Source organism: Acinetobacter sp. AS167 (genome assembly GCF_037152175.1).
Taxonomy (GTDB): Bacteria; Pseudomonadota; Gammaproteobacteria; order Pseudomonadales; family Moraxellaceae; genus Acinetobacter.
Genome location: NZ_JBBCMP010000003.1, coordinates 349513 through 365903 on the forward strand (window position 1 = coordinate 349513; position 16391 = coordinate 365903).

At 38.1% G+C, this 16391-nt stretch carries 18 protein-coding genes; 8 read left to right on the forward strand and 10 right to left on the reverse strand.

What is annotated here, in order from left to right; translation table 11 throughout:
* Positions 1 to 29 precede the first annotated feature (29 nt).
* The 6 genes from ftsA to gshB form a co-directional block, all read right to left on the reverse strand.
* The gene (ftsA, locus tag WFN33_RS08080) at positions 30 to 1292 is read right to left on the reverse strand and encodes a cell division protein FtsA (RefSeq protein WP_336952459.1); all 1263 of its coding nucleotides are present in this window, start codon (positions 1290 to 1292) and stop codon (positions 30 to 32) included.
* A 63-nt stretch (positions 1293 to 1355) separates the two neighbouring features.
* Positions 1356 to 2210: a cell division protein FtsQ/DivIB gene (locus tag WFN33_RS08085; RefSeq protein WP_336952461.1), complete on the reverse strand. Its 855-nt coding sequence runs from the start codon at positions 2208 to 2210 to the stop codon at positions 1356 to 1358.
* A gap of 4 nt (positions 2211 to 2214) precedes the next feature.
* On the reverse strand, positions 2215 to 3144 hold the full coding sequence (locus tag WFN33_RS08090) for a D-alanine--D-alanine ligase (protein WP_336952463.1): 930 nt from the start codon (positions 3142 to 3144) through the stop codon (positions 2215 to 2217).
* Positions 3145 to 3225: 81 nt separating this feature from the next.
* Positions 3226 to 4674 carry a UDP-N-acetylmuramate--L-alanine ligase gene (gene murC, locus WFN33_RS08095; protein WP_336952465.1) on the reverse strand — a complete coding sequence of 483 codons (1449 nt, stop codon included), beginning with the start codon at positions 4672 to 4674 and terminating at the stop codon, positions 3226 to 3228.
* Positions 4675 to 4687: 13 nt separating this feature from the next.
* Positions 4688 to 5785 carry an undecaprenyldiphospho-muramoylpentapeptide beta-N-acetylglucosaminyltransferase gene (gene murG, locus WFN33_RS08100; protein WP_336952467.1) on the reverse strand — a complete coding sequence of 366 codons (1098 nt, stop codon included), beginning with the start codon at positions 5783 to 5785 and terminating at the stop codon, positions 4688 to 4690.
* A gap of 303 nt (positions 5786 to 6088) precedes the next feature.
* Positions 6089 to 7033, reverse strand: coding sequence for a glutathione synthase (gene gshB, locus WFN33_RS08105; protein WP_336952469.1), 945 nt, complete (start codon positions 7031 to 7033; stop codon positions 6089 to 6091).
* A 110-nt stretch (positions 7034 to 7143) separates the two neighbouring features.
* Here gshB and WFN33_RS08110 point away from each other — a divergent pair, with 110 nt between their 5' ends.
* The 3 genes from WFN33_RS08110 to WFN33_RS08120 are packed head-to-tail and all read left to right on the forward strand — an operon-like array spanning position 7144 to position 8813.
* Positions 7144 to 7344, forward strand: coding sequence for a DUF3565 domain-containing protein (locus WFN33_RS08110; RefSeq protein ID WP_336952596.1), 201 nt, complete (start codon positions 7144 to 7146; stop codon positions 7342 to 7344).
* Positions 7345 to 7384: 40 nt separating this feature from the next.
* Positions 7385 to 8086 (forward strand): class I SAM-dependent methyltransferase, encoded by a 702-nt coding sequence (locus WFN33_RS08115; protein WP_336952471.1) that lies wholly within the window; start codon positions 7385 to 7387, stop codon positions 8084 to 8086.
* A 16-nt stretch (positions 8087 to 8102) separates the two neighbouring features.
* Positions 8103 to 8813, forward strand: a complete 711-nt coding sequence (locus WFN33_RS08120; protein ID WP_336952473.1) for a VanW family protein — start codon at positions 8103 to 8105, stop codon at positions 8811 to 8813.
* Between the two features lie 2 nt (positions 8814 to 8815).
* Here the strand turns inward: WFN33_RS08120 and WFN33_RS08125 are convergent, their stop codons facing one another.
* A complete protein-coding gene (locus tag WFN33_RS08125) occupies positions 8816 to 9349 on the reverse strand; it encodes a hypothetical protein (RefSeq protein WP_336952475.1) in 534 nt (177 codons plus the stop codon).
* 75 nt (positions 9350 to 9424) lie between these two features.
* Positions 9425 to 10075: an orotate phosphoribosyltransferase gene (gene pyrE, locus WFN33_RS08130; protein WP_336952477.1), complete on the reverse strand. Its 651-nt coding sequence runs from the start codon at positions 10073 to 10075 to the stop codon at positions 9425 to 9427.
* Positions 10076 to 10115: 40 nt separating this feature from the next.
* Between pyrE and WFN33_RS08135 the strand changes: the two genes are divergently transcribed.
* Positions 10116 to 10934 carry an exodeoxyribonuclease III gene (locus WFN33_RS08135; protein ID WP_336952479.1) on the forward strand — a complete coding sequence of 273 codons (819 nt, stop codon included), beginning with the start codon at positions 10116 to 10118 and terminating at the stop codon, positions 10932 to 10934.
* Between the two features lie 510 nt (positions 10935 to 11444).
* Complete coding sequence (locus tag WFN33_RS08140; protein ID WP_336952480.1) at positions 11445 to 11801, forward strand: Spx/MgsR family RNA polymerase-binding regulatory protein; 357 nt, start codon at positions 11445 to 11447, stop codon at positions 11799 to 11801.
* Positions 11802 to 11866: 65 nt separating this feature from the next.
* Here the strand turns inward: WFN33_RS08140 and WFN33_RS08145 are convergent, their stop codons facing one another.
* Positions 11867 to 12298, reverse strand: a complete 432-nt coding sequence (locus WFN33_RS08145; RefSeq protein WP_336952482.1) for a DUF2147 domain-containing protein — start codon at positions 12296 to 12298, stop codon at positions 11867 to 11869.
* A gap of 153 nt (positions 12299 to 12451) precedes the next feature.
* Between WFN33_RS08145 and WFN33_RS08150 the strand changes: the two genes are divergently transcribed.
* The 3 genes from WFN33_RS08150 to WFN33_RS08160 all read left to right on the forward strand — a co-directional run bounded on the left by WFN33_RS08150 (position 12452) and on the right by WFN33_RS08160 (position 15673).
* Positions 12452 to 13366, forward strand: coding sequence for an alpha/beta hydrolase (locus WFN33_RS08150; RefSeq protein ID WP_336952484.1), 915 nt, complete (start codon positions 12452 to 12454; stop codon positions 13364 to 13366).
* A gap of 333 nt (positions 13367 to 13699) precedes the next feature.
* Complete coding sequence (locus WFN33_RS08155; RefSeq protein WP_336952485.1) at positions 13700 to 14302, forward strand: GGDEF domain-containing protein; 603 nt, start codon at positions 13700 to 13702, stop codon at positions 14300 to 14302.
* Between the two features lie 255 nt (positions 14303 to 14557).
* Entirely contained in the window at positions 14558 to 15673 is a 1116-nt protein-coding gene (locus WFN33_RS08160; RefSeq protein ID WP_336952487.1) for a GGDEF domain-containing protein, read from the forward strand.
* Between the two features lie 15 nt (positions 15674 to 15688).
* On the opposite strand, the gene WFN33_RS08165 is transcribed toward WFN33_RS08160, so the two are convergent.
* On the reverse strand, positions 15689 to 16369 hold the full coding sequence (locus tag WFN33_RS08165) for a glutathione S-transferase family protein (RefSeq protein ID WP_336952489.1): 681 nt from the start codon (positions 16367 to 16369) through the stop codon (positions 15689 to 15691).
* Between the last annotated feature and the right edge of the window lie 22 nt (positions 16370 to 16391).

The following is a 16391-nucleotide window of genomic DNA, read 5'->3' on the forward strand; positions in this document are numbered from 1 at the left end:
TCCTAACAATATTCCCCAAAAAACCACACCTAAAAAATACCTTTTAATTTGTTATTTAAGGCATTCCAACCATTCACAATCCGATCAAAGAATGGTCTTCCACCTTGAACTTCAGGCTCTTCAATCGCCTCTTGCATGTCACTTTGACTAAACAATAGTAGCCCTGCTGCCGTAGCATACATTGAACGACGTAAAGATGGTAAATTCTGATCATCGGTCACCACTTGTAATGGTGGATTGCCTAAGTGTGCAGAGATACCCAACATACGACGAGCCAATGTCACCATGCCTTCAATCTGACAAACATCACCTGTCAGTACTACACCATGATACAAACTTTGTAGTGCACTACGTTGTTCTAATTCGTATCGTACTTTACTTAAGATATCTTCATAACGTGCGATAATAATTTCAGTCAACTCAATACGACTAATGGTTTGTGGGCCATCAATTGCCTCAAACTGAATCATATGATCTGGTTTGACTTGATGAATATCGACACAACCATGCAGTAACTTAATCCGTTCAGCTTCTTCAGTTGTGGTTTGCAGCACAGTTGCAATATCACGTGTGACATTTTCACCGCCACATTGAATGGTATGGGCTAATGCCAAATGCCCTTCAATATAGACCGCAATATTGGTCGTTCCAGCACCGATATCGAGCAAACAAACGCCATATTCCTTTTCATCTTTAAGCAAACTGCCTTCTGCAGTTGCTAAACAAGACACCACCATTTTTTCAACCGAAATATTGGCACCTTTCATTGCACGATCCAAGTTCTGCATGGTACTGATTGGCATCATCATCAATTGATAATGGGCTGTCATACTATTGGCAGATAAATTGATTGGGTTCTGCACCCACTCACTCGAATCATCCAGCTCAAAACCTAAAGGTACTGCACTTGCTAAGTAATGATCGGCTGTCATATGGCTGGCTTTAGCAAGCTCTAATGCACGCACCATTTCAGTTGTAGTAATGGTATGTTCTGAATTTGAAATCGGCGTACGACCAATCGCATAATGGCTTTGTAATTCGGTGCTTGGAATTGAAACCCAAGCTGAATGAATACGACACTCAGCCATATCTTCAGCTTCTTGAACGGCTTGTTTAATTGCATTTGTGACTTTATCAAGGCTCACAATTTTGCCTTTATTCATTCCTTTATTGCGTGCGCTTGCCATGCCAATAACCTGAATATTATCAGGGGCATGTACTTTACCAATCAGTACTGAAACTTTATGTGTCCCAATGTCAATTGCAACAACTGAGGGAACAGCTTCATTCATCACTTTGCTACCATTATCTTCATTGTTTATGTTTGGCTATATGCCTCTTTTTCAAGCCACGTATTATGGCTGTGCAACCATCCCACCTGCAACGCTTATGTCATTACTGGTTACAACAAACTGACCATTCACAATCTTTGGCGAAATAGAATTTCTCCATTGAATTGCCAAACCATTTCGATAGCGCAAATCAATTGCGGATATATTCGACCAAGCTGGTTGCAAATCTGTTTGAGCCAAGTGACTTAAACGTTGTAGCTTACTCATGGTCTGATCTTGATCTACAATCACCCGTAGCCCTGAATCAAACTGCATAAACCAAGTCATACGTTCAGTAAGATAAAGCTCTTTTAACCGTAAATTGACTGGGTGAAATAATTGATTAATTTCATTATAGCGACGCATCATGACTTTGGATTGGCTGAGTGGCCCATGAAGCAATGGCAGGTTTGAATAATTCTTCGCCACCGCTTCTGAGTAGACATCTCCAGCATCACTGAGTAATCGCCCGGTTCCCCAACGTGCGATTGCATGACGTGGCATAATTCGCACGCGAATACCATTTGGCCATGCTCGAGAAACCACGACACGATCCACCCATGATACTTCAAGTGCTTTATCTCGAATCTGTTCTAAATCCGAGGTGAAATAATTATTCTTAACAACAGGTGACAAATGTTGTGTAATCGCTTGTGACTCTACCGATGAGGTAGTACCTACCACTTGAAGGGTGGCTACCCGAGCATCAGTAATCACTTTATACAGACCATAGATTCCTGCAAATAACACAGCCATAGCAATAACCATAAGCAACCAGCTCCCCACGTTGAGAAGCTTTTCCTGACGTGTTGGCGGCCTATCGTGTATTGATGTAATTGCCGCACGTTTGCGACGCATCGAAGCAGGAAGTTGAGCCATAAACTTAGTGTGCTTGTTCCGTGAGTGTTTGCGCTAAAATCGCAACACACAGTTCATCAAAACTATAACCTACAGCTTTTGCAGCTTTAGGAACAAGCGAATGACTGGTCATACCTGGTACAGTATTTACTTCTAATAACCAGAAATTACCTTGTTCATCTAACATCGCATCAATCCGCCCCCAACCACTAGCACCAACTGCTTGGAAAGCGCGCAAACACAATTCCTGTAAGTTCTTTTCTTCTGACTCACTTAAACCACATGGAATACCATATTCCACGTCATTACGGTTATATTTTGCTTCATAGTCATAAAATGCAACATCAGCAGGTGGTTGCAAACGAATGACTGGCAGTGGCAAACCATTAAGGAAAGAAATAGTATATTCCCGCCCCGTGATCCATTTTTCCGCCATCACAACTGCATCATGTATTGTGGCTTTTTCAATTGCAGCAGTAAGATCTTCAGCTTTTTCAACCTTACTCATACCTACACTAGAACCTTCATGTACAGGCTTAATGATTAGCGGTAAACCAAGGCTTTCAATCACTTCATTTAAATCAGAATCTTTAGAAATAATACGATAGGGTGCTGTCGGTAAATCTGAACCTTGCCAAATTTGTTTGGTTTTAACTTTGTCCATCCCAATAGCGGAGCCCTGAACACCTGTACCTGTATACGGTACATTCATCCATTCTAATACGCCTTGGATTTGACCATCTTCACCACCACGACCATGCAACACAATAAATGCACGATCATAACCTACAAGTTCCGTCACACTACGCTCTTGTGGATCAAAGCCTTCCGCATTCACCCCCGAACGTAATAATGCTTCTAAAACAGCTTTACCACTATCTAATGACACCATACGCTCAGCAGATTTCCCACCAAGCAACACCGCTACTTTGCCGAATTTAGAAGCATTTGACACGTTTAAATCCTTAAACTTATAAGTTAGTCAATTTAATTTCTAGGCTTTATTTAAATCCAAGTTTAAACAAAACCAAATCAATTATTTTAAATACAGTTGATTTTGAGCCAATTCTACAGAAATTGCTCCCACGTTACCCGCACCTTGTGTTAATAACAAGTCATTCGCTTGTAACACTTTTTGTATCGCGTTCTGTAAATTACCTTCCACTGGATCAATCAAAATCGGTTCAACTTCCCCACGCAAACGAATACTCCTCGCTAAAGAACGACTATCTGCACCAACAATCGGTTTCTCACCTGCAGGATATACTTCTAACAATAATAATTGATCGACTTGTGACAACACATCTACAAAATCATCAAAACAGTCACGAGTACGACTATAACGGTGTGGCTGAAACATCATTACTAAACGGCGATCTGGATGGCTGGCACGTGCAGCTTTAATGGTTGCTTCAACTTCTTTCGGGTGATGACCATAATCATCAACCAGTTTTACAGTACCTTCATCCAATTCAAACTCACCTTGAACTTGGAAACGACGACCTACACCACTAAAGCTTTCTAAGGCACGTGCAATCGCAGCATCAGACACACCTTCATCCGTTGCAATACCAATCGCAGCCAATGCGTTTAGAATATTATGTAACCCCGGAAGATTGATAGTTAAACGTAATGGCTCACGACCTTTACGTAATACGGTAAAGCTTGACTGCATACCGACTTGTTCAACATCAATTGCTCGAATGTCATTGTCTTCATTAAAACCATAGGTCAATACTGGACGACCAATACGTGGCATGATTTCACGAATATTGGCATCATCACCACAGACTACAGCCAAGCCATAGAACGGCATTTTCTGTAAGAACTTAATAAAGGTGTCTTTGAGTACATCAAAACTACCCCCATAGGTATCCATATGATCTGCATCAATATTGGTGACAATGGCCGCCATAGGCTCTAGATGTAAGAATGACGCATCTGATTCGTCTGCTTCAGCGACAATAAAACGACTGGCACCCAAAGCTGCGTTAACACCCGTACGATTTAACAGACCACCGATCACATAAGTTGGATCCATGTTTTCTTCTGCCAGCATGCAGGTCACTAAACTGGTTGTCGTGGTTTTACCATGGGTTCCTGCAACAGCGATACCATGACGGTAACGCATCAATTCACCCAACATTTCTGCACGACGAACTACCGGTATACGGTTTTCAATTGCTGCTTTTACTTCTAAATTTTCAGGGTCGATTGCAGTAGAGACAACCAGTACATTTGCACCTTTAATATTGTCTGCAGTATGTCCAATAAAAACTTTAATTCCATTTTCTTCAAGTTGAGCCGTCGTTTTTGATGCCTTAATGTCAGAACCAGAAACCTTATAGCCTTGGTTTTTCAATACTTCTGCAATACCACACATTCCAGCACCACCGACACCCACAAAATGGATATGTTTAATACGGCGCATCTCTGGAATTTTAATTAGGTTTTTTGCTTTATCAGCAGGGCTTGTTGGAGACATAATCAACTCTAACTTACAAATCTTGAATTAAACCAACCACACGTTGTGTTGCATCTGGTTGAGCTTGTTGACGAGCTTTTACCGCCATTTCCATTAATAATTGGCGGTTCATCAACGGTGTTAATAAATCCTTTAATGAATCTGGAGTCATGCTCTGCTGCGGACAGATTTTCGCAGCACCTGTTTTCTCCAAAAATCTTGCATTGGCAGTTTGGTGATCATCTACCGCACTTGGTAATGGCACAAATACAGCCGCCACACCAGCAGTCGCCACTTCAGTGACCGTCAATGCACCTGCACGACAAATAATTAAATCTGCGTTGCTATAGGCCAATGCCATATCTTCAATAAATGGCTGAACTTCAACCTGTATATTTTCAGGTGCATCCGCATATAAAGCCTGTGTGATCTCTTGCTTGTTTTGCCCACATTGATGAAACACTTTTAATGGAACATCAAATTGTTTTAAGGCTTGAGGGACACACTCATTCAAGGCTTGCGCACCCAAAGAACCACCAACAATTAAAATATGTAAGGGTTCAGTCGCATTTTCGCGTTCTTTATAACGAAAAGAAGGATTATAAATTGCGGTAATTTCTGCCCGTACAGGATTACCTGTCGTCACAATTTTTTCACTTTTCGGAAAAGTATCTGGAAAAGCCTCGCAGACCTTTTTAGCAATTCTTGAAAGTTGAGTATTGGTAAAGCCTGCCACTGCATTTTGTTCGTGAATAATTACAGGAATACCCAACAAACGCGCAGCCAAACCGCCTGGCCCCGCAACATAACCGCCAAAACCAGCCACTGCATCAACATTGAGCTGTTTCATATAGCGCATCGCGCTCAAAGTTGCTTTTAAAATCTTAAATGGTGCAGCTAATTTACGTACAATTCCATTGCCACGTACACCTTGAATATCAATTTGATAGATTGGAATATCATGTTGTTTTAAAAGTCGATTTTCCATACCTGTCGGAGTCGCCAACCAAGACACTTGGCTGCCTTGCTGTTGCAATTCTTTTGCAACTGCCAGTGCAGGGAATACATGTCCACCTGTACCTGCCGCCATCATCATGATGTGTTTAGGTGTGCTTTGCTGGGGTTCGGTCACGGTCTAATTCTTCAATGCAAAAATAAATATTAACGAATGTCTTAAACAACCAATTGTAATCACAATCCGCTATGGGGAAAAGTTTATTTACTTTTTTTCACCAAGCCTTTCATTGTTTTTTTCTACTGATTTGAAAGTTTAAACTACTTTTATCATTAATCTGTTAAAAAAAGTGGAATTAAACGTTATTTTTTTATATTTCTCGATGATTTATCATTTTTATAGCCAATCGACAGCAAAAAATAGAGCCATGCACGACTCTATTTTTTAGTTGAGATTTAGAATGCAGTATCCCAGCTTAAATTAAGCTGAGTGACCTGCTTCTAGCACATCAAACAAATCATCTGCAATTGAAGTACCAAATTGATCATCAATTTCGCGAATACAGGTTGGACTGGTGACATTGATTTCAGTGACATAATTTCCAATCACATCTAATCCGACAAAAACCAAGCCTTTTGCTTTTAAGAATGGTCCAACTTTGGCTGCGATGGCTTTGTCATTTTCAGTCAATGGACGAGCTTCACCCAAACCGCCCGCTGCCAAATTCCCTCGCACCTCACCATTTTGAGGAATACGAGCCAAGCAATAAGGTACCGGCTCACCATTAATCATCAAAATACGTTTATCACCATCCACAATTTCAGGGATATAACGTTGTGCCATAATCGGTTGTGTGCCATTTTCAGTTAAAATTTCAATGGTTGAGCCAATATTGACGCCATCTTGATATAAACGGAAGATCCCCATTCCGCCCATACCATCTAGTGGCTTAACAATAACGTCACCATGTTCTTTTAGGAATTCACGAATCAAACTTTGTTGTGAGGTCACTAAAGTGGGTACTTGTAGATCTGGGAATTGGGTCGCAAATAGTTTTTCATTACAATCACGCAAACTTTGTGGTTTGTTAATAATCCACACCCCTTCACGCTCTGCCTGTTCCAAAATATAAGTGGTATAAACAAAGTTCATGTCAAAAGGCGGATCTTTACGCATCAATACCACATCATAAGCTGCAAGTGACTCTTTGGCTTTTTCACCTAACTCATAATAGTGATCGTAATCTTGAAAAACCTGAAGCGGTGTAATCAAACCAAATGCTTTGCCCTGATCAATATACAAATCTTGTTGTAATGCATAGCCTAACTCATGCCCTCGACGTGCAGCCGCCCATAACATTGCCATTGTTGAGTCTTTTTTCAGGTTTACACTTTCGATGGGATCCATCACAACAAGTACGCGCATATTGATGCTCTTATAAAATTTTGGATTGAATGCAGTATAGCGGAGAATGTAGTGTACTTTTTCGAAATTTCGCTAAACTCTTAGCAATTATTGTGAATATGATGATCGAAATGCAACAAGCCATTGTGGAATTTCATTTGGGTGAGGAGCAACATTATGTGGCTGAACTTGCATGTGGGCATCAACAACATGTGCGTCATCTTCCTCCTTGGCAGAATCGTCCGTGGGTGTTGACAGAACAAGGACGACAGGAAAAAATAGGCATGTTTTTAGCGTGTAAAACGTGTGATCTTCAAAAAAATAGTTTATAAGTTGAATTAGTTTCTATTCGTCAATAAAAAGAGTTATTCAATGTCGAATCAACCTGACTCAGAGATTAAAAATTACTATAACAAACTTGCGCACGACTACGATAACAATCGTTTTAACAACAGTTACGGGCAATATTTAGACCAACAAGAGCGGGTTTTTCTCAAGCGTATTCTAAGTAACACAGCACCTACATATTGTATGGATATTGGTTGTGGTACAGGTCGTTTACTCGATTATGCAGATTACGGTGTAGATTTCAGCCCTGAAATGCTGAAAGTCGCAACAGAAAAATATCCACATAAAATCTTGCTTGAAGGGACTCTGACTGAAATTCCAATCGAAAATTACCAGCTTGAGGTGATTTATAGCTTCCATGTGATCATGCATCAAGACCATGCAACCACAGAACAGTTTCTGAATGAGGCGCATCAAAAATTAAGACCCAATGGCAAGCTTATTTTTGATTTCCCCTCCGCCAAACGTCGACAAGCTGTAAAGCATCAACAACAAAGTTGGCATGCTGCTCATCAAATGACATTGGCAGATATTGAAAAGCTGCTTGGCACTCAATGGAAGCTGGTTGAAAGCCAGGGCTTTTTATTTTTTCCTATCCATCGTATTCCAACGATTTTACGCCCACTGTTTAGAAGCCTAGACAGCTTGATGTGCCGTTCATTTTTAAAAGAATATGCATCATACTTGGTTGTCGTTTTAGAAAAACAACCGTCAGTAAACAATTAGAATAAGCAGGTGGAATATGCGGCAATATTTACCCAAATCATGGAAACTGCTTTATCAGTTATTACGCAGGTATTGTCGTGAACACCTTTTCTCGAAGCTACAGTTTGCCTTAAAACATCAAACACTGTGGCAATCAGACCAGCAAATTTCAACCCAACAAAGCATCAAGATAAATCATTATTTTGAAAATAAAACCCATAACATTGATCTTGCGATTCAGAGCATAAACGGCTTGGTTATTGAGCCAAATCAAATCTTTTCATTTTGGCATTTGGTAACAGCCCCGACTTTTAATAATGGCTACAAAACAGGACGTAATCTGGTCAATGGAAAAATTGCAGAAGATCTGGGTGGTGGAATCTGCCAAATTTCTTGTTTGCTCTATATCAATGCGCTAAAAGCGGGTTTAACTATCACGGAACGACATTCACATTCGATTGATATTTATCAGGAACATGAGCGCTTTACCCCTTTAGGTAGTGATGCAACTGTGGTGTATGGCTATAAGGACTTACAGTTTCAAAATTGTTTAGATCAGCCACTACAAATTCAAGTTTTCAGACAGCATGACCAACTTGTCGCCAAGTTGGTTGCTCAGCAGTATTTAAAGGAATATGCACTCAAATTTATTGTTGAAACGACTAAAACCCATCGGATTGTCAGTACTTTACAAGACCAAAAAGAGATTGAGCAAAGTATCTACTTGCTTAATTCTCATACTGATTAAGCTTATTTTTCTTGAAATTGTTGCTGGCTATTTTCTATCAAGTATTGATGCGCAGTACGTGGATCACGCGGTAAGGCGAGTTTGACACGACAGCCCAACTCGATATCATCTTTTTCAAACACAATGATTTCAGCATCTAGCTCGATCGGGCGACCAATTTCAAAATCGGTTTGGTCTAAACTTTCTCCCAACAAGTCTGCATACTTCTTTTCTAAGTGCCCAATGGTTAAATCTTGAATCATGACTTTAATTGAGTATTGCTGTCTCGAACATTCAGGTTCACGTTGAATACGTGATTTTTTGATATAACTGCTCTCAGATGCTCTTAACATCAACTCATTGATTAATTTTTTCTGGGCGTGCACATTGATATTTAAAACCAGCTCAAACTGTCCTAAACCTTTCCATTGAAATGGATATTGCCGAAAAAACATATCCCGCTCAAATTGGTAACGTTGCCAACGTCGTTGGTCGATATGTTTGACCAGCATAATGCCAAGTACAGCAACCACGACGATTATCAATAGAATGAACATTTAAAATGGCACCTAATCCTTTATAGTCCATAAAAATAAGGAGCTTATGCTCCTTATCTTATCCTTTTTTTTTACTTATATACCATATTTCACACGGTAAGCTTCCATTTTTGCTAAAGCATCTTGCTCACCTTTAGCATCAAGATAATCCATTAAGTCTTTCATGGTAATTAAAGCATGTACTGGAATCTCAAGTTCTTGTTGAACTTCTTGGATGGCAGACAGTTGACCTTGCCCTTTTTCTTGACGATCTAGCGCAACCAATACGCCTGCAATTGTCGCACCTGCATTTTTAAGAATTGTGACAACTTCACGAATTGCAGTACCCGCTGTAATCACGTCATCAATAATCCAGACTTTTTTGCCTTCTACTGAAGCACCGACCAACACGCCACCTTCGCCATGGTCTTTGGCTTCTTTGCGGTTAAACCCCCAAGGCACACTTACATCATGTACTTGTGACAAAGCCACAGCTGTTGCTGCAACAAAAGGAATTCCTTTATATGCAGGTCCAAAGATCACTTCAACGTTGTTACATTGTGTTAATTTATCTGCATAACCTTGAGCTAAAAGCGATAATGCTTCACCATCGTTGAGTAAACCTGCATTAAAAAAATAAGGGCTTACACGGCCTGATTTTAAAGTAAACTCACCAAATTTAAGCACACCACGTGATAATGCGAGTTCGATAAAAGCTTGCGGGTTAAACTGAGCTGGCGTTGACATGAGGTGCTCCAAAATTCATACATTGAGGTTATGACTGCGAATGATACCAAAGAGTAGCTATCCAAGTGATCAAAAAATTTTAAGAGTTGTCTCAATTAACGTAAATGGCTTACGTTCATCCGTCACAAAAGGCTTACTTGAATGGATGGAAAAGTCAGATGCAGACGTGATTTGTATCCAAGAAAGTCGTATTACGCATGAACAGTGGACAGATAAATTTAAACCTGACGGTTGGTTTACCCATCTGTTTCCTGCGGAAAAATCAGGCTATGCAGGTACTGCGATTTACAGTCGCTTGCCATTTAAATCGATCCAAAATGGTCTGGGTTTTGAACTCGCCGATAGCCAAGGTCGTTTTATTAGTGCAGAATTTGATGTCGGTTTAGCCAAACCTGTGCACATCTGCTCACTATATTTACCTTCAGGTTCATCAGGTGATGAAGCACAAGCCCGTAAAGATCACTTCTTAGAAGAATATCGAAAAATTTTAAAACAATGGCGTGATGAAGATAAGTCGATCATTGTATGTGGCGATTATAATATTGTGCATAAACGAATCGATATTAAAAACTGGTCAGGCAACCAAAAATCTTCAGGTTGCTTACCGCATGAGCGTGCTTGGCTAGATCATATTTATGATGAACTCGGCTATGTCGATACATTTCGTGAAGTGCGTAAAGAAGCTGAAGTATATTCTTGGTGGTCTAATCGTGGACAAGCACGTGCTAAAAATGTCGGTTGGCGAATTGATTATCAAGCATGCTCACCTGACTGGAAAGATCGTACAGTCAATGCTTGGGTCTACAAAGATGAATGGTATAGCGACCATGCCCCTGTGATTATTGATTATCAAATTTAAATAGAAAATTGCTTAGTTTTTAAATAAGAATTGAGCAATTTTGTGAACAACTGTTCACTGATTATAGGGTAATAACTTACAAATTTTGTCGTGTTATCTTATATTTTCTTCATATCAACAAGCGCATTATACACGCACGGCACAGGGACATTGTCAGGATGACAGCAAAAGGATAGGACGCCGTAGGAAGAAAAGGAAATAAGTATTTTGAATATTTATTTTCCAAGGATGTGACATTGGACGTTGTAATGAGACCCGCATAATCAGGATGATTAGATGCGGGTTTTCTCTTTTTTAATTTCGTTTAGTCTCAATTTTTTATTTTTTAGACTTAAATCATTTAATCAGCCAGTCTGCTTGCTCGCTTAAATAAAATATTAAGCACAAATTGTTAAATTCTGATGACAACAATCATACCTTTTAAATATTTTTATCTATTCTTATACTGTATATATTGGCAATTTTGCTACTCTTTCTGTTAAATCAAACAATTGAATATTAGGTTAAGACATGTTGAAAATTTATGGAATCAAAAATTGTAACTCCATGAAAAAAGCTTTTGATTTACTGACTGAACTTGGCCTGAGTTACGAGTTTCATGATTATAAAAAACAAGGTATAGATGCAGAAACCGTTAAACAATGGCTCGATCATATTGGGCAAGATCTTGTGCTCAATAAAAAAGGCACAACGTGGAAAAAACTCAGTGAACAAGAACAACAACTGGCTTTGTCAAGTGAACAAGCACTCATCCAAGCGCTTACCACACATACCAGTCTAATCAAACGCCCTATGATTAATCAAAATGGCCAATATGTGGTTGGTTTTGATGAGGATAAAATTAAGGCTTTAAAACTTACAGCATAAAAATAATCGAGCAATAAAAAGCCTGATCAATAGATCAGGCTTTTTATTGTGGTGAATCAATATACTTAGTTTGCACGTACCCAAGTTTGATTGCGGCCTAAAGCAGAAATACCCATATAACCACGTAACTTTAACTGATTACCAGCAAGCTCACCTTTGAGTTTATAGGTTTTGCCATTTTTAGGATCTAGAATCGTACCATTATCATAGCTTTTTCCACCGACATTTTTTAAACCAGTGACAATCGTTACACCTTTCAATGATTTATTGTGGTATGCACCCTCACATTTAGTACAAGAGTTTTCTTCACCTGGCGTTAAAACACTTTGAATTGCAGCCGTCAATGTTCCATTTTTTTGTTCAGTGAACTTTACAATTGCTTTTGGCTGCTTAGTTGTATCATCAATTGTTTTCCAAACAGTTCCATTCAGTGGATCTGCAGCATTTGCAAGAACTGTTGCTGATAATAAGCCTAATGCAAGTACAATTTTTTTCATTGTTTTGTTTTCCCTAGTCTAATTGACACTTTATAGTATTAAAAATTTACACCAATTTAGCAATTCTTGAATGTGACTATATAGTGTACCCTTGTAACAAGTGTTGGTGAATCAACAAAAATAAAGTCACAAATTTAACAATATGGAAGGAACATGAAGATTAACTCAGCTCTGAAACAATACATTACAGAATCTATTCTTAAATCTAGCTTCAAATTTCCAAGTCGTTTCAATCTTCCGCCCACAACTGCACGTTTCGGAATAGAACAACTTTCACGCGTTTTTCCGCAGCGTAAAGATGTGCAGATCCGTTCTTTACGCATTGCAGGGATTCGGGCAGAAGAAATTAAACCTCAAGCGCATACAACCCAAATGATTTTTCATATCCATGGTGGAGCGTTTTTTGTAGGCTCAATTAAAACCCATCGAGCTTTTTTATCTGAAGTTGCTGCACGCACTCAGATGCAAGTTTTACATGTAGATTATCCGCTCGCACCGGAAAGTAAGTTTCCTGAAGCAGGTGATGCGATTTATGATATTTATCAACAACTTTTAGATCAAGGTGTGCAACCTAAGGACATCATTGTTTCAGGTGATTCTTGCGGTGCAAATTTGGCTTTAGCACTTGCATTACGAATTAAGGAAGAAAATAAACAACAACTTCCTAGCGCTTTAATTCTTATGTCCCCTTTCTTAGACCTAACTTTAACAGGTGAGTCTTTACGTTATAATCAGAAGCATGATGCTTTGCTTTCTATCGAAGCGCTTGAGTCTGGTATTGACTTTTACGTACCGAAAAACTTGGACCGCTCCCTACCTCCTCTTTCGCCTATTTTCGGAGATTTTGAAGGACTGCCGCCAACTTTAGTGCAAATCGGCTCTAAAGAAATTCTTTTATCTGATGCTCAACGTTTTGAAAAAAAAGCCAAAGCTGCTGGGGTGAAAGTCAATTACAAGTTGTACACGGGAATGTGGCATAATTTCCAAATGTTTAGTCCATGGTTTGATGAGGCAAAGCAATCTTTAGCAGATATTGCTGAATTCGCTCATAAAATCGACTGCGACTAACCTCGATATTTACTCAATGATGAACAACAGATCATTTAACAAACCAAACTGTTGTTCATTTTTAAAGATAAAATAATCAATTTAAACAAATCGTATATTTATTAAAATAATCGCATATCCGTCATTCGAACTATATGTATTGTCTGATCATTTTTATCGGGTTTTACAAATTCTAATATATTCTTAAACTATACTACAAAGTTAATCACATTTTTCAAAATTATGTATATATCCTTCAAGTATTTACTGAAACTTTAATTTGAGTTCAAGCCAATAAATTGCTACATTTAAGGCATCATACAATAAAAATCCAAGTACGGAATGGATTCGATTATGCGTAATAAAATTTATTCAGAAAAACGACGTAAAATTCATTCATTGTTCAATCAAGTATTGAAACACCCATTTATTGCCAAATTAATACATAAAAACCAATTGATTAATAATCTAGAAATTGATCCATATACGGGTATTTATAACCAATTTGCAATTAACACTTATTTAAAAGAGTTACATCCACAAAGCGAATCTAATTTTGGTATCGTTTTGCTCAGTGTTGATAATTTGTGTGAAATCAAAAATAAATACAACATTAAAATTGCTCATAAGGCTTTAGCAGCAATTGCCCAAGAGTTATTACAAAACATCCGTGAGACAGACCTTGTTGGTCGTTATAGTGAATCCGAATTTATTTTAATTCTCAGTGATGTGAATCAAGATCAAGCACACCATATCGCAGATCGGCTATCTCTTTTAATTAATAATTATGATTTAAAGATCAATAGCAAAATCATTTCACTTCAAACAAGTTATGGCGTATCAGTTTCTAAACAGGATACAATGAGTAATACGGTATTACAACAAGCAGATCAAGCATTATATATTGCGAAAATAAATCGTAAGCCTGGTTATGATGACACAGGAATCTTATCTTAAAACACTTACATAATTAAAAATTATTTACAGTATTATTTAATTCAAGTTCATAATAAAATACCAGATTATTAACAAATAAATGATAACAATTCTTTGTTTTAATAAATTTTAACCCCTATAATTTAAAAAATTATTAATCAGCACTTAATGACTAGTCACTTAAAAATCATGGAATAATTATGAATGGAGGAATCGAATATAAGACTTAATCTTTACTGGCAAAAGCTGAAACAACAATTAGATTCAAATATCATTATGAATTGGAGCAGTTTACATAAATGTATCTTGATTCTGTTCCTGACCGTTGCCCTTCATTTATCTTGGATTGCTTGGAAAATTTTTATTTTGCTGAATCCAGAAACATGGCAATGGGTCAATATCTCCTTGATTCGTTCACAACTTGTTGTCAATGCAGGTTCAATCCTACTGCTTATTTCCCTTATCGCATTTTGTTATTTCTTTCAAAATAAAAAATGGGCAAATACTATCTTGCCCCATGTTGTCATCAGTATTTTTATCATTTTAATGCTTGCAGATGGTTTTTTGGTGGGTATCTATAGTCCAGCCACTGTTTTTGCATTCGTTTGCATCTCTGGTGTGGGTTTAATTTTATTCAATAGAAAAATTATATATCTTCAAATTACAACTGCCCTGTTGTTCTATATTTCAATGATGTTCAGTACATATTGGCGCATAATTCCTTATGCACCAATTTTTAATGAACATATGTTGGAAAATAAACGACATGATAATTCGTTCTGGGTGGGGACTATGCTGTACTTTATTATTCCTATTTTAATTGTATGTTTGATTTTATGTGAAATTTTACTGTCTCAGTGGCGACATAGAGAGTCATTAATCAAGAAACTCAGTGAAACAGATCCACTGACCAATTTATATAATCGTCGTTTTTTTAATGAAAAGCTTAATGAAATCCAAAATAAGCAAACTCATTATGCCATTATCTTGATTGATATTGATCATTTTAAAGAAATCAATGACTTATATGGACATCATTTTGGTGATGAAGCACTGTGTAAAGTTGCCAAATTATTATCTTCTCACATTCGTCATTCTGATATTGTGGCACGTTATGGTGGTGAAGAATTTATTATTGCCTTACCTGAAACCTCTTTAAACATTGCTCAAGCACTTGCTGAACGCTGTCGAGTAGCGATTCAAAACCAAGTGCTTGAATCCCTTGATCATCATTATGTTCAGCTGACCGCCAGTTTTGGTATTTCCACCTCCAGTGACGATGAAAATATCAGTAAAATTATTCATCTGGCAGACAAAGCGCTATATCGGGCCAAACAGTCTGGGCGCAATCAAGTACAGCTCTACCGTGCTCAAATCAATGAAATAGCTTAATTGGTATTTAATACATTAAACTTGGCTACGATATTGCTCTTCACATGCTACAAATCGAAATTCTGCTTGCGCTTCTGCTATCCATTGCTGTACAGCAGGGACGGCTAATATCTTATCGATATAACGTTGACTGTTTGCTGATACTGCAATGCCATAACCCATAAACCGCATTACAACTGGCGCATAAAAAGCATCGACAATAGTAAACTCATCAGCACATAAAAAACTGTCAGGGTGTGGTCGCTCCGACCATAATTGTTCAATCCGTTTTACATCTTGCTGTAGTTTTAAATTTTCCTGCCAAAGCTGTACACCAATATGCTTTAAATCAGCATCTAAATTCATATCACAACAACTACGCAAAGCCATAAAACTACTGTGCATTTCAGCGGACATCGATCTTGCGCGTGCACGTTGTTTTACATCTTGAGGCCACAATTGTTTTTCAGGAAACTTTTCTGCTAAATATTCACAAATCGCCAAAGAATCCCAAACTAAAAAGCCATCGTCTACTAAAGCTGGGACTTTGCCAGTTGGGTTTATTTTTAAAATACTTTGTTTAAATTGGCTGTCGAGGTCAAAGTGATCAAAAGGAATCAAGTGCTCTGTAAATGAAATATTAAAATGCTGAATCACTAACCAAGTACGCATTGACCATGTCGAATAATTTTTATCACCAATAAACAATTCTAACATTTTAATACTCCTGTGTTTATTG